Origin of the sequence: Pleomorphovibrio marinus, from assembly GCF_003347495.1 — a bacterium.
Taxonomy (GTDB): Bacteria; Bacteroidota; Bacteroidia; order Cytophagales; family Cyclobacteriaceae; genus Pleomorphovibrio; species Pleomorphovibrio marinus.
In genome coordinates, this window is the sequence record NZ_QCXY01000007.1 from 203,377 (window position 1) to 230,221 (window position 26,845).

Below are 26,845 nucleotides of genomic sequence, written 5' to 3' on the forward strand. Positions count from 1 at the left end.
AAACACTTATATGCGGATAGCTCAGCTACATTTTCCTTTTTTCATCAATCTCATGGGGGGCTGGATAATACTGTCTTTTCTTTGCCTTCCTTCTTATGCGCAGGATGAAGAAATTGCCCTTCTCAGGCAAAGGTTGTTGCAAGATGCCTTGGATCAAAAAGGGTTTGTACCAAGAGTGTCCCAATACATGATCCCGAATTTTAAAGAGGCTGATGAGTACCTGGGCTCCTTGAGCGAAGAGGGTAGTTGGCAGGATGTGGATTATGCAGACCGGGACAATGAATGGGAACCTCTGATTGCCCTGAACCGGATATTGGTGATGGCACATGCGTTTGCTAACCCAAAGCAAGAGGCTTATCAGAAACAGGAAATCATGAGGGGGATAGAAAAGGCCTTGACCTTTTGGTATAGCACAAATCCAGTTTGTGACAATTGGTATAAGAACAGGATCGCAAAGCAAATGTACCTGGGCGTAATAGGCCTTTTAGTAAGGGATGAGTTGGACAAAACCTTGCTGAACAGGGTGATAAATGACCTGACAGAGGAACCAAGCATGACAGGGTCCAACCGGACTTTACTTGCCACTTCTGTATTTTACAGGGGAGTTCTGGAGAATAATCCCGAAAGGGTTAGGATGGGTGTAGAGGGGGTAACGGATCAGGTAGTGATGGCTGAAGGGGAGGGGGTACAGGTAGATTACAGTTTTCATCAACATGGCCCTTATCTCTATAATGGCAGCTATGGTAGTAATTTCCTGAGGGAATCCATATGGATGGCCGCAATGGTGCAGGGGACCTCGTATGCTTTTGAAGAGGTACACCTGGCCCTACTGAGGAATTATTATTGGAAGGGTACCCGATGGATGATCAGGAAGGGAGTATTGGATTACAACGTACGGGGAAGGCAAGTAGGAAGGCCCAGCGGGTTCAATCAGAGAGCCGATATTTTGGTTCCTCAACTGGCATATCTTATATCGGCAGATCCCAAACATGAAGAGGACTTAAGGGATTCCAGGGAGAGGATAGCTCAACGGCTTCCCCAAGACATTACTGGAAACCGCCATTTCTGGAGGTCGGACTATACCGCCCACCACCGGGATGCGTATTTCACTTCGCTTAGGATGTGTTCAGAACGAACAGTGGGAGTGGAGACGGATGTGAACTCTGAAAATTTGATGGGCTATTATTTACCCTATGGGCTCACCTACATTTACAGGAGGGGGGATGAATATGAAAATATTTTTCCAGTTTGGGACTGGGCCAAGCTGCCAGGTGTAACGAATCCCAGTGAGGTTCCGGTTTCAAAAGGCAATTTCACCCAGGAGGTGGCCTTTGTGGGAGGTGTAAGTGATGGGAAATATGGAGTTTCGGCTATGGAGCTACAAGTCCAAGCTACCAAGGGGAAAAAAGCATGGTTTTGGTTTGACGATGAATGGGTGGCTCTAGGTGCTGATATTTCGGGAGGAGGCGGTGATAGGGTCACCACAGGAATTAATCAAAGTCGGCTTTTTGGGCATGTTTACATGGATGGAAAGGTGCAAGTAAAAGGTATAAGCAATCCTCAGCAAGCTTCGTGGATTTGGCATGACAGTGTGGCCTATGTTATTCACGACCATTCAACAGCGTTGAAGCTAGAGGCCAAAGAAAAATCAGGAAACCTACATGCCGTTTTTGGATTGGGTGCTGACACAGTATATCAAATGGAGACATTTACCTTGTATGTAGACCATGGGGTCATGCCCGAGGATGGTAAATATGCCTACACCGTGATGCCAGGAAAAACATTAGCACAAACCGAGGAATATGTAAGGGATTCCCCAATTCTCCTGCTATCCAACACCCCTAAAGTACAGGCAGTTCACCATACTGAGTTGAACCTAACTGGTATAGTATTTTATGAGCCGGGGAGTTTTCAGGTGCAAGGGGATATTTCCTTATCCGTAAACGCACCTTGCATATTGCTATTCCATAGATCCAATGGGGATATATGGATCAGTGATCCAAGCACTAATTTGAAAGAATTAAAATTAGGATTAGCTATCGGTAAAAATGAGGAGTTTTTTAGGATAAACATGCCCAGGGGGCAGGAAGCTGGAAAAAGTGTGCGTGTTTGCAAATGACGAAGCATCAATTTCTGGTTTGGTAATGGTAGTTTTTTAAGGATTTAGAAGAGGCAAGAGTAGTATAATAATAGATAAAATATTGATCTATAGTTTACTTTTATTTTAATTTTTACATAAAATAAAAGCTTTATTTAATAAATAATTATTATTTATAATTATATCGATTAAAATTTTAAAATTTAAAATATAATTTATTATTTATATTATATACTTTGTATAGAATTTTTTTAACTCAAATTTTTTTATTTAATTGTAACTAGTCATTAATCATTTAAACCAAAATTTATATGGGAATTCCAATTATTTCTAATGTCGTAAACGGTATCAAAGGAGGATTGAAAGCTACCTTAAAAGGAACTGCGGATGTAGGCAGTGTATTGGTAAATTCTGTAAAAAATGTTACAGTAACTACCCTAAAAGGTACTGGAGAACTTGTAGTTAAAGGACTTCAAGTTCCCGCATCAATCGTTACAGGAGCTATTCAAGGTGTGTCAGATATTGGTGTATCTGTAGTGAACGCAGTGCGTGGAATCGTAAGTGGAACCATTCAAGGTGCCATGGATTCCGGTGTGAGTCAGAAAGATGCCGTTCAAGGAAGTGTCAAACAGGCCATTGAGTCAGCTAAAGACTTTGGGGAAGACGTAGGCGAAGTTGCCGTCGAGGCTGTAAAAGGAGCTGTAAACGGTGTGAAACAAGTTGGCGGTGACAGCGTTGGAGCGGTCAAAGATGCTGTGATTGCAGCACTAGAGGCAGCCCAAAGCATAGGTGGAGAAAGCTTAGAAACCGTAAAATCAGCCTTAACCTCTAGTGTAGATGGGGCTAAGGAGATAATAAAGGAAATCAAAAAATAATAGAAAAAAGGTTGCTTCAACAATTGAAGCAACCTTTTTTGCTTCCCATTCTTAGTGCAGTTCTGCGAGCTAAGCTTTCATATGTTTATAATTTCTTTTCAGCTGTCATATAGCCTGCCCCGAACTTGTTTCGGGGGAATCTCGCAACGATAATCATCCCAGTGTGTGACGTGCTCGTCATGCTCGATTTCATCTTACTAATCGATTATATCGCTTGACAAGGAAAAAATGATGAACATGGTTGGGCTGCTATTAGCCCCTTAGGCTTTTTTCTTTTTTCCTCCCTTTCCTTTTTTCGGGGCGGGTTGGTTTTCAATGATAGCTATGGTTTCCGAATAGGTCAAGTCCTCTGCGTTTTTGTCCTTGGGGATTTTGAAGTTCTTTTTTCCAAATTTGATATAGGGTCCCCATCTTCCGTTTAGTATCTCCAAATCCGCGTCCTCGTCAAAGGACTTGATATGCCGCTTGGCATCGGCCTCCCGTTTTTCCTTAATGAGTGCAATGGCCTCTTCTTCGTTTACAGATAAGGGGTCGTACTCCTTTCCCAGGGAGACAAATTTACCGTCATGCCTAATATAAGGCCCAAATCTTCCAATGGCTGCCACTATTTTCTTATCCTCAAAATGCCCTACATCCCTAGGAAGCTTGAAGAGTTCGAGTGCATCCTCCAATGTGATACTTTCGATAAACTGGCCTTTTTTGAGACTGGCAAACTGTTTTTCCTCATCTTCTTGCTCCCCGATTTGTACTAAGGGGCCAAATTTCCCCAGCCTGGCGATTATTTTCTTTCCAGTCTTGGGATCCGTGCCTAGTTCCTTGGAGGAATTGACATCCGTTCGCTTAATCTGCTCAGTAAGTTCCACCTTACTGTGGAATTTACTGTAAAAGTTCTCTATCATCTCATCCCAGGGCTGTTGGCCGTGGGCAATATCATCAAACTCCTTTTCAACTTTGGCAGTGAATGAAAAGTCGATGACATTAGGGAAGTGTTCGACCAAAAAGTCATTAACTACCATTGCAATATTGGTAGGGAAAAGCTTGTTTTTGTCCGATCCCGTAATTTCGGTCTTTTCGGCTTCCTCATAGTTTCCATTTTCAATCAGCATTTCCACATATTTCCGCGGAGTGCCGTCTCTTGACTCCTTGATAACGTAATTTCGCTTCTGAATGGTGGATATGGTAGGGGCGTAGGTAGAAGGCCTTCCTATACCCATTTCTTCCAGTTTCTTTACCAATGAAGCTTCGGTGTATCGTGCGGGTGGACGGGTAAAACTCTGCCTGCCCTTCATCTCCCTTAATGGTAAGTCCTGTCCAATTTCCAATGGTGGGAGCAGTCCCTTTTGTGTTGGGTTTTCCTCCTCATCCTCATCCTCTGAGCTTTCTAAGTATACCTTCAAAAAACCTTGGAATTTAATTACTTCACCACTGGCACTTAAAGTTAAATCTGAATTGGAAACTGCAATGGATACATTTGTTTTTTCAAGTTGGGCATCGGCCATTTGAGAGGCTATTGCCCTTTTCCAAATCAGTTCATATAACCTTTTCTCGTTCCGATCTGAACCTGCATCTTGTGCAGAAAAATCCGTAGGCCGAATTGCCTCGTGAGCTTCTTGCGCTCCTTCGGACTTTGCGGAGAACTTCCTGCTTTGGTGGTATTCTTTACCATAGGCGCTAAGAATTTCGCGTTGGGCTCCTTCCATGGCGTCGTTGGAGAGGTTAACGCTGTCGGTACGCATATAGGTGATTTTTCCCGCTTCATATAGCTTTTGTGCAACACTCATCGTTTGTGCCACCGAGAAATAAAGCTTGCGGCTGGCCTCCTGCTGTAAAGTAGACGTGGTAAATGGGGGAGCAGGGGTCTTTTTGGCAGGCTTGGTCTCAAGGGATTTAATGGAAAAACTTGCTGCTAAACAAGCTTTCAAAAATGCCTCAGCCTCTTCTTTGGTGTCAAATTTTTTGGGCAACTCCGCATGAAGTACCTTGCCCTTCACATCAAAAAGGGCTGTTATTTTGTAAGAGGACTCCGACTTGAATTTCTCGATTTCCCTTTCCCTATCAACGATAAACCTTACTGCTACTGATTGGACCCTTCCTGCCGACAGACCCGCTTTGATTTTTTTCCAAAGCACCGGAGACAATTCGAATCCCACAAGCCTATCCAAAATTCTTCTTGCCTGTTGGGCATTTACCAAGTCCAGGTCAATATTCCTAGGGTTTTCCAGTGCCTTTATGATGGCTGATTTGGTGATTTCCCGGAAAACGATGCGTTTGGTATTTTCATCCTTTAGTTTTAAAACCTCCTTTAAATGCCAGGAAATCGCTTCTCCTTCACGGTCATCGTCACTCGCCAGGAATACGATCTCTGCATCCTTCACCATAGCTTTGAGCTGTTTAATGACCTCTTTCTTGTCGGGAGAAACCTCATAGGTGGGTTTAAACTTGTTTTTTATGTCTATGGCGTTTTCCCCTTTTGGCAAGTCCCTGACGTGTCCATAGCTGGAGGTTACTTTGTAGTCTTTTCCAAGATAACCTTCTATGGTCTTGGCTTTTGCAGGGGATTCGACTATGACTAGATTTTTTGGCATTCTATGTAAGGGTGGTTTATGCTGTTTTAATTTTGGCCTAAAAATAGATGTCTTAATATTCTTGTCCAAATATATAGGCCTCCCAATTTTTTTGGCATGATAATTTCTTAATTTTTTACTTTTAAATAACCAGAAGAAGTACTAGTGATGGTTAAAGAATTATGTATCATACGCCACGGAATGGCAGAAACATCTCATGGTCAGGAAAATGATTTCGAAAGGAAACTTACGAGTTCTGGAAGGGGTAGAATTTCCAGGTTAGCACATTTACTGAAAACGAGGGAATTTGAGTTTGATCTTGCGCTTTATAGCAACGCTGTTAGGTGCAAAGAAACCTTTGATATTCTCCAATCTTATGATCTAATCCGTAAAGCCATACCCAAACCCAGTATTTATCAAGCCAGTCACCCTACTTTGTTGCAGTTGATTTATGGTTTGGATGAATCTTTAGAGCGAGTATTATTGGTAGGGCATAACCCGGGTGTCTCGCAGCTTGTGGGGTATTTAAGTGGTGATCTATCCTTGATGCTTTCCCCAGGAATGGTGGTGCATTTGAGATTTGAAGGATTGGAGTGGAAGGAACTTTCCAAAAAATCGGGAATGGTAATAGAGGTTTTTCAATAAGCAGCCCCGAGGAAAATTAACCAATTAAATTTATGACGAATATAGAAAAGGAGAAGCAACTATTACAATTTGACCCGAATGCGGTAAGTGAAAAGGGTAAGTTTTTTGGCTTACCGTTTAATGTAGATACCGCTGAACTAATTATTATACCTGTTCCCTGGGAAGTGACAGTAAGTTATTCTTCCGGAACAGCCAAGGCTCCTGCGGCTATTTCCGAGGCTTCTTCACAGGTGGATTTGCTTCAGGAAGACATAAAGGATGCCTGGAAGATGGGTATGGCAATGTTGCCGGTTCCTGAAAGGCTGAAGGAAGAAAACAGGAAATTCCGAAAGCTAGCCAGCAGCTATATCAACTGGTTGGAAAAAGGATCCCCCGTTCGGGATTTAGAGCGTTTTGGTGCAGTTCCAGATATCATTAACCAGGCAAACAGGGAAATGAACCAATGGGTGAAAGACCAAGCACTGGAGCATTTGGAAAATGGGAAAATGCTGGGATTGTTGGGCGGAGACCATAGCACTCCTTTGGGGCTTGTACAAGCTATGGCAACAAAGCACCCTTCCTTTGGCATTCTTCAAATTGATGCACATGCAGATCTCAGGAAAGCCTATGAAGATTTTGAATTTTCCCATGCATCAGTAGCGCTTAACTGGATGAAAATCCCTCAGGTTGAAAAAATGACAATCGTTGGCCTCAGGGATTACTGCGACCAGGAAAATGAGATCATCCGCTCTGGGGGAAAAGTGAAGGCCTTTACGGACCAATGGTTGAAGGAGAAAATGTACGATGGAGCAAACTGGAAGCAATGCTGCGAGGAAATTATTGGCAGTTTGCCTCAAAAGGTATATTTAAGCGTGGATATTGACGGACTGGATCCTAAGTTTTGTCCCAATACGGGTACTCCCGTGCCAGGTGGGTTACAATTTGGGGAATTGACCTATTTGGTGAAGGAATTGGTAAAATCGGGCAGAGAGATCATTGGTTTTGATTTGGTAGAAGTGTGCCCAGGACCGGAGCCTGATGAGTGGGATGCCAATGTGGGAGCGAGGTTGTTGTATAAACTTTCCAACTATATGGGTGTTTCACAGGGGAAATTGAACTGGAGTTGATACCGAATTAAAAAGGTATTATTGCTTCTCGGTTAGATTTTTTTAAGTTTTTACCTTTCACCCCAATGTAGGAAAAGGGAAAAGCGTAATTTTGTACATCTTCAACCTCCATTCCTTTTTCTATAATATGGCACAGAGAATCAGGTATTTTTTTTCCTTGTTTAAAGATGCTATTAGAGGTCAGGAGCAGGATTACACGAAAACTCCACTAAAAACGAGCATTTTCCTTTTAGCCGTCCCAATGATTCTGGAGATGGTGATGGAGTCGCTTTTTGCGGTGGTGGATATATTTTTTGTTGCTCGTCTTGGGGAACATGCCATCGCAACAGTGGGCCTTACTGAGGCGGTGCTCACAATAATCTATTCCGTAGGCGTAGGCATCAGCATGGCAGGAACGGCCTTGGTGGCGAGAAGGTTTGGGGAGAAAAAATACCATAGGGCAGGAACAGTGTCTTTTCAACTATTACTGGCGGGTTTTTTGTCCTCAGCACTTATGGGTCTGGCTGGGGTAGTATGGGCAGAGGATGTGCTGCTGTTAATGGGTGCCGAACCGGAAGTTATAGAAAGTGGAGTAGGGTATACCCGGATTATCTTTGCGGGCAATATGGCCATTATGCTCTTGTTTCTTATAAATGGTATTTTCCGTGGTGCAGGTCTTCCCCATTTGGCAATGCGGACACTTTGGCTTTCAAATGGATTAAATATTATTTTGGATCCCATTTTTATTTTCGGTATAGGCTCAATACCGGGAATGGGTATAGTAGGAGCAGCCTGGGCCACGACCCTGGGAAGATCCATAGGAGTGGTCTTCCAGTTGTACCACCTCTTCAACGGTAAACACAAACTTACCATTACCAGAAGTAACCTTAAGGTGAGGTGGGAAACCCTTAAAAAGATTTTCAGTATCTCGATGGGAGGCATGGGCCAGTTTCTCGTGGACTCCGCGGCTTGGATAGTATTGACCAGAATTGCAGCTACTTTTGGCAGTGCAGCAGTGGCGGGGTATACCATAGCTTTCAGGGTGTTGCTATTCAGTCTAATGCCGGCGTGGGGACTGGCTGCGGCCGCAGCTACATTGGTGGGGCAGAGCCTTGGAGCAGACAAGTTTTTTAGGGCAGAACTTTCGGCCTACCTTACTGCAAAGTACAACTTTTATTTCCTAGCTGTCGTCACCTTACTTTATTTGTTTTTTGCAGATGACATCGTTAGTCTTTTCGCTTCTTCGGAGGAGGTGGCAGTCGTAGCCAGTGAAGGGCTGAGGATCACAGTACTGGGTTATGTTTTTTACGCTGTGGGCATGGTAATGGTACAGGCTTTCAATGGTGCCGGGGACACCAAGACTCCGGCATATATCAATGTGGCAATTTTTTGGTTGCTTGAAATTCCCTTCGCCTATCTATTCGCGGTGACTTGGGGGATGGAAACCACCGGAATCTTTGTGGTGATTGCTTGTTGCCATTCCTTACACGCTCTAGTGGCTCTTTGGTTTTTCCGCAAGGGAAATTGGAAAAAAACACCAGTTTGACCCAAAAAATACCCCGATCGGGGTATTTTTTATCCCCCCTCAAGATCCTACATTTGTAATAGGTGATAATCGTTTTTAAGCTTTGTTTTTTAAGAAAATTGGTGGGTGGTTTTGTCTCAATATTTTTTTCCCCACTACCTTACTGCAAGCAAACCCGGTTTGGGTGTGCATATATGTTCATCCGGTCTTCCCTTAAGAAACCTATTAAGGTTACACCTTTTTCCATGGCCAACTCAACAGCCAAACTGGTAGGTGCACCAACTGCAGCTATTGTAGGAATACCGGCCATGACTGCTTTTTGAACCATTTCGTAACTGACCCTTCCACTTAACCAAACGAAGCTATTTGTAAAGGGGGGAGCTTCCTCTTTCAAGGTTGCTCCTATTACTTTGTCCATGGCATTATGCCTTCCTACATCTTCCCGGAGCACCAATAACTTTCCTTCCAGGTCAAATAACGCAACACCATGAAATCCTCCAGTAAATTTAAATCCCGTTTGCATTTCCAAGATGGATGAGTAACATGACTTTAATATATTTATTTTCAGATTATTATGCTTTTTTACTTCAAGTATTTTGTTAGCAGAAAGAAAGGCTGGTAATGTTGATTTACCACAAAGCCCGCAGGAGGAATTTTGAGTGTTCCTGCGAACATCCAAGTCCCTTGCGGGCTTTAAGCCAGGCATCCATTTAGCGATTACCACGTTTTTATGTGCTTCCCGCTCCACCTTTTGGCAGTACCTTATCCACTGCAGGTCTTTAGGTGATTCCAGCAAACCCTCCGACCAAAGCATTCCCCGTACCAAGTCAAAATCATGTCCTGGCGTTCGCATGGTAATGCTCAAGTCCTCACTACGCCAAGAGGACTCCTGCCCCCATTCCAACTTAATCTGAAGGGGTTCCTCAACTGCTAATAGGTCCTGCTCCACCAAAGTGGTGTTTCCTACTTTTTTTTGAACTTCCCCTTTCGTTACCAGCCCCGCATGCTTCATGATAGAACCAGTTTTTCTGCACTTGCCTCGATGTACTTTGAGGATGGGCAGAGACTTTCGCCAGATTGATTGTCCAAGGCTACTAAAACGTTTCCTTCCGGAAAGTAAACTGCCAGAGTCCCCAAGGGCATGTCATAGGGCACTGCCTTAAACCCTTCCAGGGTTCTCGACTCCCCCTTAAAATGGCTGGTAATCCTCATTGAATCCCCTTCCTCAAGCTCCAGCTTCTGCATATCCTCCGGATGGATCAAAACCACCTCCCTGCTGTTTCGAATGCCTCTGTATCGGTCGTCCATACCATAAACGGAGGTATTGAACTGGTCATGGCTCCTTATCGTCATTAGAATAAAAGTGTCGCTCCTTTTTTCCCGAAGGGGCCAAGGGTTCACCGTAAATATTGCTTTTTTTGATGGTGTATGAAATTTACCCTCCCTTGGGCCATTAGGGAGGTAAAAGCCCCCAGCACTTCTTACCCTAATATTGTAATCTTCAAAACCGGGAATTACCTCTTGGATTTTATCCCGGATCAGGTCATAGTTTTCTGCCATGCCTTCCCAATTTGTGTGGTTATCTTTCCCCAATAGTTCCCTTCCCAGTCGGCAAATAATTTCTACCTCGCTTTTCAGGTGCTTAGAAACAGGAGGCAAATCCCCTTTGGACATTCGGACCCTACCTGCCGTATCCTCTGTGCTTACGAATTGGTTTCCGTTAGGAGTGTGGTCTCTTTCAGTCCTTCCCAGGCAAGGGAGAATAATACCCGTTTTACCGTGAACCAAATGGCTGCGATTGAGTTTAGTGGAAACCTGAACCGTCATGTTGCATAACCGTAAAGCCTCAAACACTTTTTGGGTATCGGGTGCGGCAAGAGCAAAATTACCTCCTAAACCAAAGAAAAATCTCCCTTTGCCCGAAAGCATTAGCCTTACTGCATCCACCGCGGCCACACCATGGGTGCGGGGTGGGGAAAAATTGAAAGCCTTTCCAAGACGGTCCAGAAAGGCATCTGGCATTTTTTCCCATATCCCCATTGTGCGGTCTCCCTGTACATTACTATGTCCCCTTACAGGCAGGGTTCCAGCTCCTTCTTTTCCAATGGCCCCAAGCATCAACAAAAGATTCACAAATTCCCGAATGGTGGATTCAGCATTACTGTGTTGGGTGATGCCCATGGCCCAGGCAATGATTACCCTTCGCTTTCCCTTTAGCATTTCAGCGGCCTCATGGACGGCATCTTGGGCCAACCCCGTAGCAGCAATCAACTTTTCCAAACTCAGCTCCTTAAGGTCAGCAATAAATTCCTGATAGCCACCTGTGTTGTGATCGATAAAGGGTTTGTCAATTACCGTTCCTGGATTTTCTTCCTCAAAGGAAAGCAGCAGTTTTTGCAATGCCTTCAGCAGTGCCCAGTCTGCATTGATGGTAATGGGGAGAAAGAGATCTTGAATGGCAGTAGGTTTACCCACCCACTCCCATGGTTTTTGGGGGTTTCGGAACTGCATCAGCCCTGCTTCGGGTAGGGGGTTTACCGCCATGATTTTTCCTCCATTGGCTTTGAGTTTTTGCAGTGCCGTAAGCATTCTTGGGGCATTGGTGCCGGGGTTTTGGCCAAAAATAAGCATTACCTCAGCTTTTGGGATATCGTCTATGGTTACCGAGGCCTTTCCAATACCTAGGGTCTCCATTAAGGCCTTTCCTGAAGCTTCATGGCACATGTTGGAACAATCGGGAAGATTGTTGGTCCCAAATTGTCTGACCATGCACTGATAAAGAAAAGCAGCCTCATTAGAAGTTCTTCCAGAGGTATAAAAAAGGGCCTGGTCAGGATATTCCAACTGTCTCAAGGAACCGGATATGGAGCTAAAAGCTGCCTCCCATGTCAAAGGTTCATAGTGATTGGACCCTGGCTTCACGATGAAAGGCTGCGAAATTCTTCCCTGCTTTTCAAGCCAATGGTCACTTTTATTCATCAAATCCGCTATGCTGTGTTCACGAAAAAACTCCTCTCCAATCGTGTTTTTACTGGCTTCCCAAGCCACGGCCTTAGCTCCGTTTTCGCAATATTCACCCACCCTAGATACATCAGAGGGGTCGGGGTCAGGCCAAGCGCAGCTTGGGCAATCAAACCCATTAGGTTGGTTAAGTTGAAACAGGGACTTTATTCCCCTTCCTGTGTGGGTTTCCTCCCATATCTTAAAGGCAACTGATTGGATACTGTCCCAGCCAGCGGCAGGTTTTCTTGGTGGATAGGGAATAGGGGCTGACTTTTTGGGCATTCTTTAAAATGGTCAATTCCAGTTCAATTTAAGTAATGTTTAGGAAGTAAACAGGCAATACGAATTGAAATGTTTAGTTAATTTTATTGCGTATTGGAAATCTATCCGATTCATGGATATTATCCCCTCTTTTTTGCTATCATTATCAGGTGTTTAGCAGAATTTTAATAGGGCTACCGTTTTAACTTTTTTCCTGTGTGTACTGGCAGCCGCCTTTGCTACTCGTTCACATGCGGATTGCCCTGGAGTAATTTACGAGGGGATAATAGGCACTTACCGGATTTTCAGAAACGATTTTAAGTGGGGTAAGTATTGCATCGGTAATGGAGAGTAAAGAATCCAATATAAATGTGTTGGGTAGAGATGATTCCTATACCATCACCAATCCAGTGGGAATCGAAACCAATAAGTGGAACCCCAGAATCATGCTCTGTGCCGCTTATTGATGGCCAACAAAGTCTCAATCCTGAAAAGGATAACTTTGAACACAAAGAACACAATATGGTAAGGATTCCAAATGACCTTCCTGATTATGAAAAATTTATGGTCTTGCTTAAGATAAAGATGGATGGTAAAATAGTAGATGGCGCCTTTGACCTTGCAGTAAAAAAATAAAGGCCCTCCCTAATGGGAAGGCCCATGGATATCGGGGTTATCCTAAAAATTCACTTTCCTTTTTATCGGGGGAAGGTCTACTTTGGTGGTTGTCCCTTTGTGTTTTATTTGTTTCCACGCCACTTCTTATGTGACTGGAGTCTCTTCTTCCTTCGTAGCCATAGTACTTTCTTACCTTGGCGATAAAGTCAGCCTGAGGTCCAGTAGGCCAATTGTCCTTGTCGAAACCCGGAGAGTTTTCCAGCTTTTCCTTGTCTACATCCAAGATGAAAACATCATCCTGAATGGTGTCGAATTCAAATGCTTCCCAGGGAACAGCAAAATACTTACTTCCCATGTTCAAAAAACCAGTATCCACAGACAGCAATACATAAGCTGACTCCCCAGTAGCACAGTCCATCATGATTTCTTTAATATCACCAATGGTTTCGTCCCCAGGATTTTTTACAGTAGTTCCGGTTATTTCCGAAGCTTTCAAAATGAGATTACCTAATTCGTCTTTCATAGTTGGTTTTGGTTTGGTTATTAAATTGAATTACTAATATTAAGTCAATAATTATGCCAATATATTATTTAATATTTTAAATTCAATTCTAGTTTTTTTTAATAAAAACTAAATATTTTATTGTAATTTATCTAATCGATAAAATAAAAAAATACAGGAGAGTCTTTGGATTTTGATTTTTATTTTGCAAATTCATTAGGCAGATTAGGTTAATCATGAAAAAGATAGTTGGCTTTTTTTTAGGGCTTTTATTTCTCGGAGCCAATTTATTGGCACAAGACCAGTTTCCCAGGGTTTTACCTGCAGAGGAAGGTGTATCCAGTAAGGCCATAATTGAATTTTTGGATGCTATCGAACAATCGGAGCATGAAATGCATAGCTTAATGATACTCAAAAATGGCAATGTTGTGGCCGAAGGATGGTGGGATCCCTATTCGGCAGACCTCAGGCAAACTATGTATTCTGTGAGCAAGAGTTTCACTGCTACTGCAATTGGATTTGCGGTTCAGGAAAAATTACTCGATGTAGATGATACTGTCGTCTCCTTTTTCCCTGGGCATTCTGGCGAAAGCCTGGAATCGTATCTACAGGAGCTGAGAATCCGGGATTTGCTCACCATGACAGTAGGCCATGAAAAGGACATGACTTTCCAAGTTGTAGGGAGTGAAAATTGGGTAGAGGAGTTTTTTAAACTTCCAGTCAGCCTACCCCCTGGAACCAATTTTGTCTATAATACCATAGCCACTTACATGTTATCGGCGATAGTACAGAAATTAACCCAAGAAACCCTGCTTGAGTATTTGACTCCAAGGTTGTTTGAACCACTAGAAATTATTGAAGCAGACTGGGAAACGGATCCTTCCGGAATTAATGTAGGAGGATATGGTTTGCGCATAAAAACCGAGGATATGGCGAAGTTTGGTCAGCTTATGCTTCAAAGAGGCCAATGGCAGGGCCAACAACTCCTACCCATTAGGTGGGTTGTGGATGCTTCCTCAGCACACATATTTCAAGAACCCTTGGCCCCTAAGGAAAAGAGGGACATAAGCGATTGGCACCAAGGTTATGGATACCAGATGTGGCGCAGCAGGTTTCAATCCTTCAGGGCTGATGGTGCATTCGGGCAGTATATCCTTGTATTGCCTGAATTAGAATCCGTAGTTGTCATTACCTCTGAAACTTCAGATATGCAAAGCCTTCTCAATTTGGTATGGGATCATTTACTTCCGGGATTGGACGGAGAAGAGGTTTCCCCTGATAAAGACCAATCCCTGAAACAGCGGCTTGATAGGCTCTATCTTAGTCCCTATGTGGGCATAGCCAACACCTCCTTAGAGGAAAAAATAAAGGATATTAACTATGAGTTAAATCCAAATGGGAAAGGAATTTCTTCCATTAAGGTTTCCTTTGAAAACGAACAACTATTTCTGACTTTATTGGTAGAGGGAGAAGAACCCCATCTGCTTACGTTTGGGAAAGGGGTATGGTTGAATGGGGAAACTCGTCGGAAAGGTCCCAACTTGGTAGGTAAGGCCAGGGGCGCTCAAGATGGGTTGGCTCCTTTCCAAGTGGCTGGGAGTTATGGATGGAAGGATGAAAGTTCCTTAGTGGCAAAACTCAACTATCTGGAAAGCCCCCATACCGAAACCATTGAGGTTAATTTTAAGGACAATAGCATTGAATTGAAAATACATAGTAAGGTCAATGCTGAGGATAGTAAGCAGACCATTAACGGGAAAAAGGTTCCAGATGTAGCGCAAGCGCATTGTCATTGATGGTGAATCCCTGAATAATTACCTGTAAAATGGTGAGTTTTTGAGATTTCTTGGTCCATAAATCGGTAAATCATCTCCATGCTCCAAGGCTCCAAGATCCGGTGCACTGCCCTTAAAATCATCGTTTACATTGGGAATTCTTTCCCCGGAGTCTATGGCCTTACCATTTGGGTTGAGTGTAAAATCCAAATCCACAGCATGGTAAACCCCGTGTGGATTTTCTGGATCGGGTCCTTTTAAATCATTAAAAACATCATAATCCACCATTATGCCATTTTGTTCCAGCCCTGAGGTTTCCCTCAATTCCTCCAAACTGGAAAAAGACCTTGCATCTGCACCGGTAAGTGAATAATCCATCTGCTGGCCCTTACCCGGTGAAATCCAAAGGAAATGGGTCTCAGATTGTTTGTTTGGCCGATACCCATTATAGTCTGAAGTAGAATAGGAGGTGGCATGAGCAAAGGCATGTATGGGCCTGCCTGGCGCATCCGTACCCAAAAACAAGTTGTTTCGAAAATGGGAGTTGGAATAGGTTTGCGTGTTCCTATTTTCTGCGATAATGGTATTATGATAAACAATCAGTCCTGCTGGTTTGGCCATGAACTTCAGGGCAAATCCATTGGGAATGTGATATACCAGGTTGCGAATAAAATAGGCCGGTCCCCCGAAAACAGGTTGAGCGCTAAGGGCACATTGGGCAGAATTCACCCCCCTGTTTCTCATAACCCTAATATTGTGTACCCCTCCATCGGCCTCAATAAAATCATCCACCATCAGGTGCATGTCATTATTGTAAATATCTATAGACACTGCTTTAAGTTCTTGCTCCTTTTCCGGGGTTCCATAGGTGGAAATGTTTATGGCATCATGAAAAAAAGCAAGTGAATTATGGCAAATGACATGGCCACTGCCATACACCTTCAATCCCATATAGCTTTTCAGGGGACTGGCTCCGTATTTTCCGGGATTAGCCCATCCTACCAAATGATTTCTTGGGTCTCTACCCAAAATGACGTTATCAGCGATATAGAAATTTTTTGAACCAGCAAATTCTGAAATCAGTGCTATCCCCACCTCCTCAATCCTGCAATTGATTACGCTAAGTGCTGTTGCACCAATTACCTCTTTTGTGCCTGCTGAAAAAGCGATATCCGTATTTCGGATCACCAAATCCTCAAAAATATGGTGGGAAGTACCCATGACGTCAAAAAGGCGATGAGCTCCGTTACCGTCAAAGATAGCCTTACCATCTCCTGCACCTTTAATTACTATTGGGTTTTCTTCGGTAGCCTTAACATTGAGGACATAGGTTCCGTCAAACGGAATACCATGTGGATCCACATAGTCTTCCAAGTCGGCCTTATAGAGACCTGCATGAACCAGAATCACATCTCCGGGCTGTACTTTATTTTCACTGACCACAGACCAATCCCCGAGTCCGGATCCGAAATAGGCTGCTTTCAATCCTTCAAAAGAAGGCTCCTCCTTTTGACCTTTAAACCCTGGGGGGTAGACATGCAGGATCCTTCCCTTATCACTTGCTTTTGGCGCGGTCCTGGTCGTCACCCTGACCGTTTTTTCTCCCTCACCCAAAACACCGTCGGGATCGCTCATGGTAAATTTACATTCATAGGAAGTCCCTTCTTCAAGGTCCAAAATACTGCCTGCAAATAGATGAGGTACAGTATAATCCAGTTTTTCCATCTCCCTAAATACCCGCTCACCTCCAATCCTCAATAAAGGCATTGCCTTTTTCCAGGTAGTTTCACCTTCTTTTCTGTATACTACCTCTACACTCGCATTCCTGTTGTCATCCCCTTCAACTTTCCACTCAAACCCAAGATTTTGAAGAGTGGGTGGTTCCACGATGAACTCTCCCGGTGTCACGGGGTTACCGGCCTTGAGTTGAACGGAGGTGAAAGAAAGTAAGAAGAGTAAGTATAAGAATTTTGGTCGCATCATAGGAATAAGGGTTTATATATCAAGAAAGAGGCTAGTGTGTTTTCTGAAATGATGGATTCGGAAAAATTTTGCCTTTGAGTCAAACAAACTGTTTTTTGTTCTTGGTAAACAAAATACGTAATTTTAATCCTTTAATCAATCAAAAAGTAACATGAAAATTTTTAACGTGGCATTAATGCTAATAGCCCTTTTATGGGTTTCTTGTGACTCTAAGGCCCCCTCTAATTCGGAAGTGAAACAAAAAGGAGAGGAGTGGAAAAAAATCTTTAATGGAAAGGATCTCAGCGGTTGGGTTCCAAAAATACATAGACATGAAGTGGGAGAAAACTATGCTGAGACCTTTCGGGTGAACCAAGACGGGGAAATAGAGGTGAATTATGATGGCTATGATAAATTTGAGGAACGATATGGGCACCTTTTTTATGAAGAACCCTTCGCTTCCTATCACCTTAAATGGGAGTACGTTTTCACGGATCAATGGAGGGAAGATGCCCCACATTACACTTACAGAAACAGTGGTGTAATGTTTCATTCTCAACCTCCTGAGAGTATATTAAAAGAGCAGGATTGGCCTATTTCGGTAGAGTTTCAACTTCTGGCAGAAGAGGAAGAAGGTGAGCCCAGGCCTACTGCCGCAATTTGTAGTCCAGGTACACAGGTGGTTTATGAGGGTCAACTGGATGAGCGTCATTGTATTGATTCCAGTGCCAAAACCTACCCATGGGACCAATGGGTTTCTGCCGAACTTATCGTTTATAAGGATTCCTTAATTCTGCATGTGGTGGAAGGGGATACTGTTCTAAGGTATAGTCAACCACAAATAGGAAGTTCGGGAGTAGTCAACAGATATGACCCAAAAGAAAAGGTTGACGGTACGCCCTTAAAGCAGGGATATATCGCCTTGCAGGCAGAGGGTCAAGGGGTAAAATTCAGGGAAATTTATATTCGTAATCTTGAGAAGTAATTGGGTGATTCTTTATTCAATTTGTAAATACGCACACCCTTGGTTTGGATACCGGGGAAGTCAAACTCCCCGAATAATGGTTTTCGGAGTGGATGCTTAAGGGTCGGGGAGTGATTCTACCTAGGTTTGGGGGTGGAATCAAAAGAGATCTGGCCCCTAACCAAAGAGGGAGCAATTATAGAATTAAGAATTTCCGGGCTCTTATGGCCGACCCAAAAAAGAAAAGGTAAAGTACCCTTTTATAATTTTGGAAGCAATTGGCAGGGGTTCCTTTGCTTGACCAACTCCCAAAGAATTATTTTAGAAGTTGATGCCAACCTTATATTCAGTAAATGTGCTACTTCAAATTATTTTACTGATAATCAATAAGAAGCAAGTGGCAACGTAAACCTTCATTATAGAGGATCGTTAATTAAAAGGCTTAATTACGATATGTTTCACTTTTTATAAATGGAAAGCTATGATCAAAAAGCAGGATAAAACGATTCTCCCCTTGGTAAATCCCGAGGAAGAGGCATTTTTGGCGGGTCCACAATCCAGATTCAAAGATTTCAAATTCAGTTTGAAAGTATTGGCGGAATTTATACGTGGCTTTAGGACGCTCCACTTTGTTGGGCCTTGTGTTACGGTTTTTGGTTCTGCCAGATTTGAAGAATCAGACCATTACTATCAGATGGGTATGGATGTGGGGGGAAGAATTGCCCAAATGGGATTTACGGTGATGACTGGAGGAGGTCCAGGCATCATGGAGGCGGCAAATAGGGGGGCCAAGAATGTGGGTGGCAAATCCGTTGGTTGCAATATCGTTCTTCCATTCGAACAGTTTCCGAATAAATACCTGGATAGGTTTGTGAACTTCAAATACTTTTTTGTTAGAAAAGTACTGTTGTCCAAATACAGTTATGCCTTTGTGGTGTTGCCTGGAGGGTTTGGGACTATGGATGAGTTGTTTGAGGCACTTACCTTAATTCAAACAGAGGTTATGAAGCGGTTTCCTGTAATTTTGATGGGCAAGGAGTTTCACCAACACCTTTATGATCATATCCAGTTTATGGCAGAGATAGGAACCATTAGCCAGGTGGACTTGGAATTGTTCCTTCTTACCGATTCCATTGAAGAGATGGAAGAGCATCTCAACAAGTTTGCCATTGAGGGGTTTGGGTTGAAGAGAAAACAACCTATAAAACCAAGCAAATGGCTGGGAGAAGAGGCCTGATATAATTAGCTTATTCAATATCAGTTAGGTTTTCCATAAATTAATTCGCAATTTGTGTTTCATCAACCTAATGGATCACTTTTTATACCTACAGTTATGGAATTACCAATAATTACAGTGGATGCTTTCACGGAAACACCCTTTGCAGGAAACCCCGCAGCCATTTGTTTGTTGCCTTGGGAAATTTCTGAGCAGGCCATGCAATGGATCGCAGCCGAAATGAACCTCAGTGAAACTGCTTTCTTGGAAACTAAAGGGGACCAATTGTATAAACTAAGATGGTTTACACCGACAAGTGAGGTTTCCTTGTGTGGGCATGCCACTTTAGCTGCCGCTTTCTTGATGTTCACCGAAGAACTGGCAAAGCCTGAAAAGCCAATTGTTTTCCAGACCAAAAGTGGTGATTTAGAGGCAGCTATGGTAGAAGGCTATGTGGAGTTGAATTTTCCTCTGGTACCCACAGAAACGGCCACTCACAATTATTTCACTAAGTACTTTTTCGGACAAAAAGTAGTAGGTGCAGCCAAACTTTCCAAAAACTGGATACTGGAGTTAGAAAACCCTAAAGCAGTGGAATTTGTATTGCCGGTTTGGCAGGAACTTGCCATTCACAGCGAACAAGGCCTGATCATCACCTGCCAGGGGGACGAAAACTACGATATTTATTCCAGGTACTTTGCCCCCAATATTGGGATAGAAGAGGATCCTGTTACCGGGTTTGCCCATTGTGCCTTAATGGATTATTGGCATAAGAAGTCCGGGAAGAAAAGCCTCAAAGCTTTTCAAGCTTCAAAAAGGGGAGGGGAACTACTGGTAGAATTAAAAGCGGACAGGGTTTATCTAAAAGGCAAGGCCGTTAAGATGTTCGAGGGCCTAATGAATATACGCCTAGAGTAGCGGGTTCCACTTTATTGAAATTCACATGGGTCTTCACAGGGTTCTGGAAACCCAAATGAACGGTAGGCGTGAATGTTGGGGTTGTAAGGATCTTGTATCCAATCTGTGAAAAGGATTAATTAAATGAGACACAGTTTCCACGAAAAACCTTAGGAGTTCGGGAAACCCTTAGGGTCAAGAAGGAAATAAGTAATATGATTCAATTTTTAAGAAGCGCTCTACAGGCGAACAAATGGAAGCACTTTGTGATGGCAATGATGGCCCTGGTCTGCTTTTCTTGCCATTCTACGCCTAGTAGCGATAGCCCACCACCATCCCACCAACTGTGGGACCAACTGTTGAAAGCCCACGTGGATAAAGAAGGCAAAGTAGATTACCCCGGGTTTATTAGGGAAATGGAAAAGCTTCAGGAATACCTGAATCTGCTTTCTGAAAAAGCACCTGATCCGGATAGATGGACTGAAGCAGAGCAGCTTGCCTATTGGATCAATGCCTACAATGCCTTTACCGTAAAGTTAATTGCAGATAATTATCCGGTGGAAAGTATCAGGGATTTAGATCCGACCCTTTCCATACCTATGGTACGTACTGTTTGGCACAAGAAGTTTTTTAGCATAGGAGGAAAGCCCATGAACTTGGACCAAATTGAGCATAAAGTTTTGAGAAAAGAATTTGAGGAGCCAAGGATACATTTTGCCATAAACTGTGCTTCCTATTCCTGTCCCCCGCTAAGAGTAGAGGCATATGTTGCCGAAAATCTGGAGGAACAACTGGAAGAACAAGCCCGTTGGTTTATCAACCATCCTCGTTGGAATAACATGGGGAAGGATAAGATTGAAATTTCTGCAATTTTCAATTGGTTTAAGGGGGATTTCACCAAAAAGGGAAACCTCATTGCCTATCTCAACCGGTATAGCGAGGTACAAATTCGGGAGAATGCTAAGGTGGAATACTTGAAATATGATTGGGGGTTGAATGAGTAATCCTGTATCTGATTTTTTATACTAGAATACTTTTTTTGTTTAGATTTCTTTTACTTTTCTAAAATACTGGTAAATTTCAGTGAACAAAATGTTTTTCTGATAATAAGCCCAAAAGTGAAACATATCTCCCAATTTACTGACCTAGAATTATGTTTATTGCTGAAGAAAGACTCAAGAGAGGCTTTTGAGCTTTTGTACTTTCGGTATGTTGGGTTAATGACTTCCTTTTCCAGGAAAATTTTTAAGAACACCAATATGGCAGATGAAGCGGTACAGGAGGTTTTCATAATCATGTGGGAAAAGAGAAACAAATTGGAGATTAAAAAAAACCTGAGAGCCTATTTACTAGCTGCGGTAAAAAATTATTTCTTAAACTACATAAAGGAAAATAAAAGGTTTGTTATTTTGGATGAAACCCAAAATGAAATTCTTGTTTGGGAAGATTTTATAGAAGATGAATTGAATAATTACGAATCATATTTGTCAAAGCTCATACATCTGGTCAATAAGCTGCCTAAAACTCAGCAAATGGTTTTTAACCTTAATCGGTTAAGGGGAATGTCCAGTGAAGAAATTTCATTGCGTCTTAATATTTCAAAAAGAACAGTTGAACACCATCTATACCTTGCCACCAAGAAAATTAGGTCAATTGGTTTATAAATTTGTCTGGAGGCGATCAAAAAATTTGGATATAAGGATTTTTTTAAATTTTTTTTGATCAGAATTAAGTAAATACCAGCATGGGTTTTTCTAACAAAAAAATCCATGTAACCATGAAAACATTATTACAAAAAAAAATTACAATTCCTACCCATTGGGCTTGGATGATTGCTTTGATTACCAATGCTAATGCGATTGTTGGCATCGGTCATGCTCATATCCTTGATCCGGTAAAAGTGAGTACGGAGGAGAAAACTATCTCTGGTACGGTTAAAGATGAAATGGGAAATCCAATTCCCGGTGTCACCATTGTGGTGGATGGAACCAATATCGGTACGGCAACAGATATTGACGGCAATTTTTTGTTGGAAGTACCAGATGAGGCAGTTCTTTTTATATCCTACATTGGATATCAATCCCAACGGATTACAGTTGGAAATCAAACTTCCTTTTCCATTACCCTAAAAGAAGATCAGGCATCCCTAGAAGAAGTGGTGGTTACTGCATTAGGAATCAAGAGAGAAGCCAAGCGACTGGGTTATGCCACCTCCTCGGTGACTGCGGATCAGATCAATGTAAACAGGACCCCAAATTTTATGAACGCCCTTCAGGGTAAAATTGCAGGTGTAAACATTAGCTCTTTGGCCACTGGTCCTGCGGGTACCAGTAAGATTAGGATCAGGGGACAGTCTTCTGTGGGAGGACAAAACAATCCCTTAATCGTTTTAAATGGCATGCCCATCGATAACACCAATTTTGGTGTGGCAGGTAACGTGGGTAATAGGATGGGTAATAATGCTGATGGTGGGGATGGCCTATCAAGTATTAATCCTGACGATATTGAATCCATGACGGTATTGAAAGGGGCTGCCGCCGCCGCGCTCTATGGCTCTCGTGCTAAGGATGGGGTGATCATGATTAATACGAAGAACCAAGGGGTGGCTGATGGTATTGGTGTGGAATGGAACACGAACTTCACTGCTGATTCACCCTTGGATTATACGGATTTTCAATACGAGTATGGACAAGGGGAAAATGGCATTAGGCCAACTTCCGCTAACCCCACCTCCGGGGTGTGGAGTTTTGGGGAGAGATTTCAACCAGGCATGACACAGATTTTGTTTGATGGAGTGGAAGTTCCTTATGTGCCCGTTCGAAACAGGATCAACCAATTTTATCGAATGGGACATACGCTAACCAATACCCTTACCCTTTCTTCTAGGTCGGATCGGGGAGGTTTTAACCTGTCATTGGCAAATATGGATAATGAGGGGATAGAACCCAATTCACGGTTCAACAGGCGAACAGTAAACCTGGGTTTCACCCAAGACGTAACCTCAAAGCTAAACGTTTCGGGAAACATCAATTACTCCATAGAGGAAAATCGAAACCCTCCCATTGTGGCCCAACAGGACATCAGTACAGCATTTGTCGTTTATACCTTGTCTAATTCCATGCCCTTGGATCTTTTAGAGCAAAAACGGTTGGACGAAGACGGGAACGAATTTATTTGGTCCAGGTTTAGGAACAGAACAAATCCATATATGTCTATCAATGAGAGATTTGAGAAGATTAAGAGAAACAGGATTTTTGGAAATATTGCCCTCAAGTATAATTTTACCGACTGGTTGTATGTGCAAGGTAGAGTGGCACAGGATTTTTTTGTAAGGGATCAGGAATTTAATTTCCCCACGGGCTTGGCCTCACTGCCACCTGCCCCTCCCGGTTTTGAAAATGGAAGGTATGTGCAGGACAATAGGAGGTCTAATGAAACCAACGCTGACCTTTTGATTGGTATCAACAGGGGCTTCGGTGATTTCAATATAGACCTTACCTTGGGTGGCAATGCTATGTACAGGAGTTTTGAAACCAACAGTGTGGCTGTTACAGACTTTGTGATCAGAGACCTCTACACTGTTCAAAACGGAAGGGTAAAGGACCCGATTTACCTGCTATCGGAGAGAAAAGTGAATTCGGTTTTTGGGGCCGCGGAATTTTCATTCAGGGACTATCTGTTTTTAAACGTGACGGGCAGGAACGATTGGTTTTCTACCTTGTCTCCCGAAAACCGAAGCATAGTTTATCCTTCCGTGACCGGGAGTTTCGTTTTTTCCCAGTGGTTTGAACGATTTCCGGATTGGGTTAATTTCGGTAAACTGAGAGCAGCTTATGCAGAGGTAGGAAGCGATACTGATGTTCCGCCTTATTCCAATAACCTCTTCTTTGGAGTGGCAAATAACCTTTTTGCAAACCCTTTGGGTCAGTTACAGCCTTTGGCTTTTGTAAACACCAATACTGTTCCCAATCCTAACCTTAGACCCATGCGGGTGAAGGAATACGAAATAGGTTTAGAGTTGAAACTCTTTGATAACAGGATTGGGTTGGATTTCACCTATTACGACAAAGTAACCTTGGATCAAATTCTTGCCGCCCAGATTAGCGATGCTTCTGGATATACCAACAGCCTGATCAATGTGGGCGAAAGCAAAAATTATGGAATGGAAATGTTACTGAACCTTGTGCCGGTGAGGACGAATAGTTTCCAATGGGATTTCACCTTCAATGGTTCCTATAATCGGACCAGAGTATTGACATTGGGGCTTACCCCAGGGGATACCACCATAACGGTCGGTGGAATTGGAGCAGAAATACGACATGTAGTGGGAAGGCCCATGGGTGAGCTTTATGGGTTTGGCTACCTCAGGGACGAGCAGGGAAGACAGGTGTTTTCCTCCGCCAACGGTAGGCCTCTTCGCTCGGCCCAAATGATGAATTTCGGAACTGCGATACCTGTATGGGTAGGTGGTTTCAATAATGCCTTCAACTACAAGGGAATAAACATGTCCTTTTTAATTGACTTCAAACTTGGGCACAAAATGCACTCTTTCACCAATTTCAATGTATGGAGGCATGGCTTGCACAAAGCTACACTTGAGGGTAGGGAAAATGGGTTTGTGATAGGTGATGGGGTAAATGAGAATGGAGAAGCCAACACCACTCAAACTGAGATTCAAATGTACTATGAAACAGTTGCTGCCAATGCTATAAGAGAAGAGTTCATCTATAATGCAGGCTTTTGGCAGTTGCGTCAGGTAACCGCTGGCTATGACTTTACTCGGTTGCTCCCTGACAACTTCTTTGTGAAGGGACTCCGGCTCAATGCTGTGGCAAACAACGTATTGTTACTTAAAAAATGGGTACCCAATATCCACCCAGAACAGTTGCACTCCGGATCTGACAACTTGGTAGGACTGGAATCAACCAGTATGCCATTAGCCAGGAGTGTTGGTTTTAACCTAAATGCCAGATTTTGATCCTAAAGCTTAGAAATCATGAAAAATACAATAAAATCCATCGCATTCTTATTTTGTTTTGTGGGTCTAGGGAGTAGTTGCGACAGTGACTTTGATGAGCTCAACATAAATCCAGTAGCCCCAACAGAAGTGAATCCTAACTACTTACTAAATCATGCAATCGTCCATTCTTCACTCTCTACTTCCATTTTCATTTTTGAGTTGGCAATTATTCAACAGGTAGTAACTCCGAACGGAAGTACCTTAGCAGGAGGTAACTTTAATCAGGAGAATAGGGGTAGACCTGGATTTTGGGTTCAGTTTTATCGTACGGTTTTGAAATCCACAATGGAATGTATTTATGCCACCAGAAATGATGAATCTTTGTCTAATCTGTATAACATGGCGAGGATATGGAGGGCATTTTCGGGAATGATTCTTACAGACACTCATGGGGAAGTCCCCTTTTCCAAGGCTGGTTTGGGTTTTTTGGAGGGAGCTACCCTACCGGAATACGATACTCAAGAACAAATTTACAGGGAAATTCTGCGTGAATTGGAGGAGGCTAGTGCTGCACTTACTACCAGCAGACAGGTTTTTTCAGGGGATGTTTTGTTCGCTGGGAATATTGACAAATGGAGGAAGTTTGGTTATTCACTAATGCTCAGGGCAGCCATGAGACTTACTAAAGTGGACCCCAACCTTGCCAGAGAATATGTTACTAAAGCTATTAACGGGGGGCTGATGCAATCCAACGAGGATAATGTGGTTATACGTCACGATGCGAACTACACCAACCCTGCTGGAAGTTGGCTAAACGGAACGGAAGCAAACAATTATTACCTTACTGCTAATTTTGTAAATTTCCTGATGGAAAACAATGACCCAAGGTTAGGCTCAATCGCAGTAAGGTATGTTGGAGCTGCAAGTGGTCCTCAGCAACAAGAGAATAGGGCCAACAGAGATCCAAAGGTACAACTTGGGATGCCTATGGGGTATGACAACAACTCCATTCCACCGCTCTTGAATGAATTGGGATTAGTAAGTTTTTATGAGTTTTCACAGGTTGACCGTACCCGGTTGGCAAAATTAAACTCCCCTTGTTTTTTGGTCACCCATGCCCAAACACAGTTATTGCTTGCTGAGGCCATTCACAGAGGTTGGGCTAATGGAGATATTCACCAACATTACAGAAATGGAATTACAGCTCATATGGAGCAAATGGAACTTTATGATGAAAACGCCTACATTTCAAGTCAAGAAATCTCCAATTTTATTCAATCCCATCCCCTGGAATCAGGAAAGGAAATGGAGATGGTAAATACTCAGTATTGGGTGGCTTCATTTCTGAATGGAGCCGAAGCATTTGCCAATTTTAGACGCACAGGATATCCTGACTTAACTCCTAATCCCTATCCTGGTGGTGAACTCCTCAATGAAGATTTTATTAGGAGGTTGACCTATCCGGATTTGGAAATTGCCATAAACCAGGGAAATCTTTCTCAAGTAATAAGTAGACAAGGTCCTGATAATTTGGAAACGAGGGTTTGGTGGGATAGGCCCTGACATTCTTTAATCCGAGTTTTAATCCTAAAAAAAGGTTTACAGAATTATATTGAGTTAGTTTATAGTGCACCTTAGCAAAAGATTAGCATCTTAATACAAATGGGAAGACTCCTTAGGGTCTTCCCATTCTAATTTCCTAAAATCCAACGGATTTTAGGACTTAATTAATATTTATTAAATTTTAAGTGACCTGTCACTAGAAGATGATTAAGAGTGCGAGATCCTCCCGAAACCAGTTCCCCGAAGCGAGTTCGGGTCAGGCAGGGGCAAGCTCCCTGCCTGACGGTTTACCTACCAAAGGCATGGCAGCTAGGTCTGACCATTGAAAAAAG

General features: G+C 42.9%; 20 protein-coding genes. 15 read left to right on the plus strand and 5 right to left on the minus strand.

Features of this window, described 5'->3' with window-relative positions:
• Nucleotides 1-10 precede the first annotated feature (10 nt).
• Complete coding sequence (locus DB520_RS17450; protein ID WP_114751051.1) at nt 11-2,119, plus strand: polysaccharide lyase family 8 super-sandwich domain-containing protein; 2,109 nt, start codon at nt 11-13, stop codon at nt 2,117-2,119.
• 290 nt (nt 2,120-2,409) lie between these two features.
• The gene (locus DB520_RS17455) at nt 2,410-2,973 is read left to right on the plus strand and encodes a hypothetical protein (RefSeq protein ID WP_114751052.1); all 564 of its coding nucleotides are present in this window, start codon (nt 2,410-2,412) and stop codon (nt 2,971-2,973) included.
• 260 nt (nt 2,974-3,233) lie between these two features.
• Here the strand turns inward: DB520_RS17455 and topA are convergent, their stop codons facing one another.
• Nucleotides 3,234-5,558 (minus strand): type I DNA topoisomerase, encoded by a 2,325-nt coding sequence (gene topA, locus DB520_RS17460; protein WP_114751053.1) that lies wholly within the window; start codon nt 5,556-5,558, stop codon nt 3,234-3,236.
• Between the two features lie 147 nt (nt 5,559-5,705).
• Here topA and DB520_RS17465 point away from each other — a divergent pair, with 147 nt between their 5' ends.
• From DB520_RS17465 to DB520_RS17475, 3 genes are all read left to right on the plus strand, one after another.
• The gene (locus DB520_RS17465) at nt 5,706-6,182 is read left to right on the plus strand and encodes a SixA phosphatase family protein (protein WP_114751054.1); all 477 of its coding nucleotides are present in this window, start codon (nt 5,706-5,708) and stop codon (nt 6,180-6,182) included.
• A gap of 32 nt (nt 6,183-6,214) precedes the next feature.
• Nucleotides 6,215-7,288 carry an agmatinase family protein gene (locus DB520_RS17470; protein ID WP_114751055.1) on the plus strand — a complete coding sequence of 358 codons (1,074 nt, stop codon included), beginning with the start codon at nt 6,215-6,217 and terminating at the stop codon, nt 7,286-7,288.
• A 127-nt stretch (nt 7,289-7,415) separates the two neighbouring features.
• Entirely contained in the window at nt 7,416-8,813 is a 1,398-nt protein-coding gene (locus DB520_RS17475; RefSeq protein WP_114751056.1) for an MATE family efflux transporter, read from the plus strand.
• A 139-nt stretch (nt 8,814-8,952) separates the two neighbouring features.
• On the opposite strand, the gene fdhD is transcribed toward DB520_RS17475, so the two are convergent.
• Nucleotides 8,953-9,804 (minus strand): formate dehydrogenase accessory sulfurtransferase FdhD, encoded by an 852-nt coding sequence (gene fdhD / locus DB520_RS17480; protein ID WP_114751057.1) that lies wholly within the window; start codon nt 9,802-9,804, stop codon nt 8,953-8,955.
• The gene (locus tag DB520_RS17485; protein ID WP_114751058.1) at nt 9,801-12,077 is read right to left on the minus strand and encodes an FdhF/YdeP family oxidoreductase; all 2,277 of its coding nucleotides are present in this window, start codon (nt 12,075-12,077) and stop codon (nt 9,801-9,803) included. The genes fdhD and DB520_RS17485 overlap by 4 nt, the downstream gene beginning before the upstream one ends.
• A gap of 323 nt (nt 12,078-12,400) precedes the next feature.
• Here DB520_RS17485 and DB520_RS27500 point away from each other — a divergent pair, with 323 nt between their 5' ends.
• Entirely contained in the window at nt 12,401-12,523 is a 123-nt protein-coding gene (locus DB520_RS27500) for a hypothetical protein (RefSeq protein ID WP_262511325.1), read from the plus strand.
• Nucleotides 12,510-12,692 carry a hypothetical protein gene (locus tag DB520_RS26760; protein WP_157972147.1) on the plus strand — a complete coding sequence of 61 codons (183 nt, stop codon included), beginning with the start codon at nt 12,510-12,512 and terminating at the stop codon, nt 12,690-12,692. Before DB520_RS27500 ends, DB520_RS26760 begins: the two co-directional genes overlap by 14 nt.
• Before the next feature lie 37 nt (nt 12,693-12,729).
• Here DB520_RS26760 and DB520_RS17490 read toward each other — a convergent pair whose 3' ends face one another.
• The gene (locus DB520_RS17490; RefSeq protein WP_114751059.1) at nt 12,730-13,197 is read right to left on the minus strand and encodes a PRC-barrel domain-containing protein; all 468 of its coding nucleotides are present in this window, start codon (nt 13,195-13,197) and stop codon (nt 12,730-12,732) included.
• Nucleotides 13,198-13,412: 215 nt separating this feature from the next.
• Here DB520_RS17490 and DB520_RS17495 point away from each other — a divergent pair, with 215 nt between their 5' ends.
• A complete protein-coding gene (locus DB520_RS17495) occupies nt 13,413-14,972 on the plus strand; it encodes a serine hydrolase (protein WP_114751060.1) in 1,560 nt (519 codons plus the stop codon).
• Between the two features lie 18 nt (nt 14,973-14,990).
• Here the strand turns inward: DB520_RS17495 and DB520_RS17500 are convergent, their stop codons facing one another.
• A complete protein-coding gene (locus DB520_RS17500; RefSeq protein WP_157972148.1) occupies nt 14,991-16,934 on the minus strand; it encodes a polysaccharide lyase domain-containing protein in 1,944 nt (647 codons plus the stop codon).
• A 151-nt stretch (nt 16,935-17,085) separates the two neighbouring features.
• Here DB520_RS17500 and DB520_RS17505 point away from each other — a divergent pair, with 151 nt between their 5' ends.
• From DB520_RS17505 to DB520_RS17540, 7 genes are all read left to right on the plus strand, one after another.
• On the plus strand, nt 17,086-17,898 hold the full coding sequence (locus DB520_RS17505) for a 3-keto-disaccharide hydrolase (RefSeq protein WP_114751062.1): 813 nt from the start codon (nt 17,086-17,088) through the stop codon (nt 17,896-17,898).
• A gap of 460 nt (nt 17,899-18,358) precedes the next feature.
• Nucleotides 18,359-19,114 carry an LOG family protein gene (locus tag DB520_RS17515; protein ID WP_114751064.1) on the plus strand — a complete coding sequence of 252 codons (756 nt, stop codon included), beginning with the start codon at nt 18,359-18,361 and terminating at the stop codon, nt 19,112-19,114.
• Between the two features lie 96 nt (nt 19,115-19,210).
• Nucleotides 19,211-20,011: a PhzF family phenazine biosynthesis protein gene (locus DB520_RS17520; protein WP_114751065.1), complete on the plus strand. Its 801-nt coding sequence runs from the start codon at nt 19,211-19,213 to the stop codon at nt 20,009-20,011.
• 194 nt (nt 20,012-20,205) lie between these two features.
• Nucleotides 20,206-20,994 carry a DUF547 domain-containing protein gene (locus DB520_RS17525; protein ID WP_394340945.1) on the plus strand — a complete coding sequence of 263 codons (789 nt, stop codon included), beginning with the start codon at nt 20,206-20,208 and terminating at the stop codon, nt 20,992-20,994.
• A gap of 114 nt (nt 20,995-21,108) precedes the next feature.
• Nucleotides 21,109-21,654, plus strand: a complete 546-nt coding sequence (locus DB520_RS17530; protein WP_157972149.1) for a sigma-70 family RNA polymerase sigma factor — start codon at nt 21,109-21,111, stop codon at nt 21,652-21,654.
• Nucleotides 21,655-21,767: 113 nt separating this feature from the next.
• Nucleotides 21,768-24,968, plus strand: a complete 3,201-nt coding sequence (locus DB520_RS17535) for a SusC/RagA family TonB-linked outer membrane protein (RefSeq protein ID WP_232835038.1) — start codon at nt 21,768-21,770, stop codon at nt 24,966-24,968.
• Nucleotides 24,969-24,986: 18 nt separating this feature from the next.
• Nucleotides 24,987-26,513: a SusD/RagB family nutrient-binding outer membrane lipoprotein gene (locus DB520_RS17540; RefSeq protein ID WP_114751068.1), complete on the plus strand. Its 1,527-nt coding sequence runs from the start codon at nt 24,987-24,989 to the stop codon at nt 26,511-26,513.
• Nucleotides 26,514-26,845: the final 332 nt, after the last annotated feature.

What these genes read in the sequence shown, in the direction of transcription:
- DB520_RS17450 (WP_114751051.1), top strand. Translation starts at nt 11, where the DNA reads ATGCGGATAGCTCAGCTACATTTTCCTTTTTTCATCAATCTCATGGGG.
- DB520_RS17455 (WP_114751052.1), top strand. Translation starts at nt 2,410, where the DNA reads ATGGGAATTCCAATTATTTCTAATGTCGTAAACGGTATCAAAGGAGGA.
- topA (WP_114751053.1), bottom strand. Translation starts at nt 5,558, where the DNA reads ATGCCAAAAAATCTAGTCATAGTCGAATCCCCTGCAAAAGCCAAGACC.
- DB520_RS17465 (WP_114751054.1), top strand. Translation starts at nt 5,706, where the DNA reads ATGGTTAAAGAATTATGTATCATACGCCACGGAATGGCAGAAACATCT.
- DB520_RS17470 (WP_114751055.1), top strand. Translation starts at nt 6,215, where the DNA reads ATGACGAATATAGAAAAGGAGAAGCAACTATTACAATTTGACCCGAAT.
- DB520_RS17475 (WP_114751056.1), top strand. Translation starts at nt 7,416, where the DNA reads ATGGCACAGAGAATCAGGTATTTTTTTTCCTTGTTTAAAGATGCTATT.
- fdhD (WP_114751057.1), bottom strand. Translation starts at nt 9,804, where the DNA reads ATGAAGCATGCGGGGCTGGTAACGAAAGGGGAAGTTCAAAAAAAAGTA.
- DB520_RS17485 (WP_114751058.1), bottom strand. Translation starts at nt 12,077, where the DNA reads ATGCCCAAAAAGTCAGCCCCTATTCCCTATCCACCAAGAAAACCTGCC.
- DB520_RS27500 (WP_262511325.1), top strand. Translation starts at nt 12,401, where the DNA reads ATGGAGAGTAAAGAATCCAATATAAATGTGTTGGGTAGAGATGATTCC.
- DB520_RS17490 (WP_114751059.1), bottom strand. Translation starts at nt 13,197, where the DNA reads ATGAAAGACGAATTAGGTAATCTCATTTTGAAAGCTTCGGAAATAACC.
- DB520_RS17495 (WP_114751060.1), top strand. Translation starts at nt 13,413, where the DNA reads ATGAAAAAGATAGTTGGCTTTTTTTTAGGGCTTTTATTTCTCGGAGCC.
- DB520_RS17500 (WP_157972148.1), bottom strand. Translation starts at nt 16,934, where the DNA reads ATGATGCGACCAAAATTCTTATACTTACTCTTCTTACTTTCTTTCACC.
- DB520_RS17505 (WP_114751062.1), top strand. Translation starts at nt 17,086, where the DNA reads ATGAAAATTTTTAACGTGGCATTAATGCTAATAGCCCTTTTATGGGTT.
- DB520_RS17515 (WP_114751064.1), top strand. Translation starts at nt 18,359, where the DNA reads ATGATCAAAAAGCAGGATAAAACGATTCTCCCCTTGGTAAATCCCGAG.
- DB520_RS17520 (WP_114751065.1), top strand. Translation starts at nt 19,211, where the DNA reads ATGGAATTACCAATAATTACAGTGGATGCTTTCACGGAAACACCCTTT.
- DB520_RS17525 (WP_394340945.1), top strand. Translation starts at nt 20,206, where the DNA reads ATGATTCAATTTTTAAGAAGCGCTCTACAGGCGAACAAATGGAAGCAC.
- DB520_RS17535 (WP_232835038.1), top strand. Translation starts at nt 21,768, where the DNA reads ATGAAAACATTATTACAAAAAAAAATTACAATTCCTACCCATTGGGCT.
- DB520_RS17540 (WP_114751068.1), top strand. Translation starts at nt 24,987, where the DNA reads ATGAAAAATACAATAAAATCCATCGCATTCTTATTTTGTTTTGTGGGT.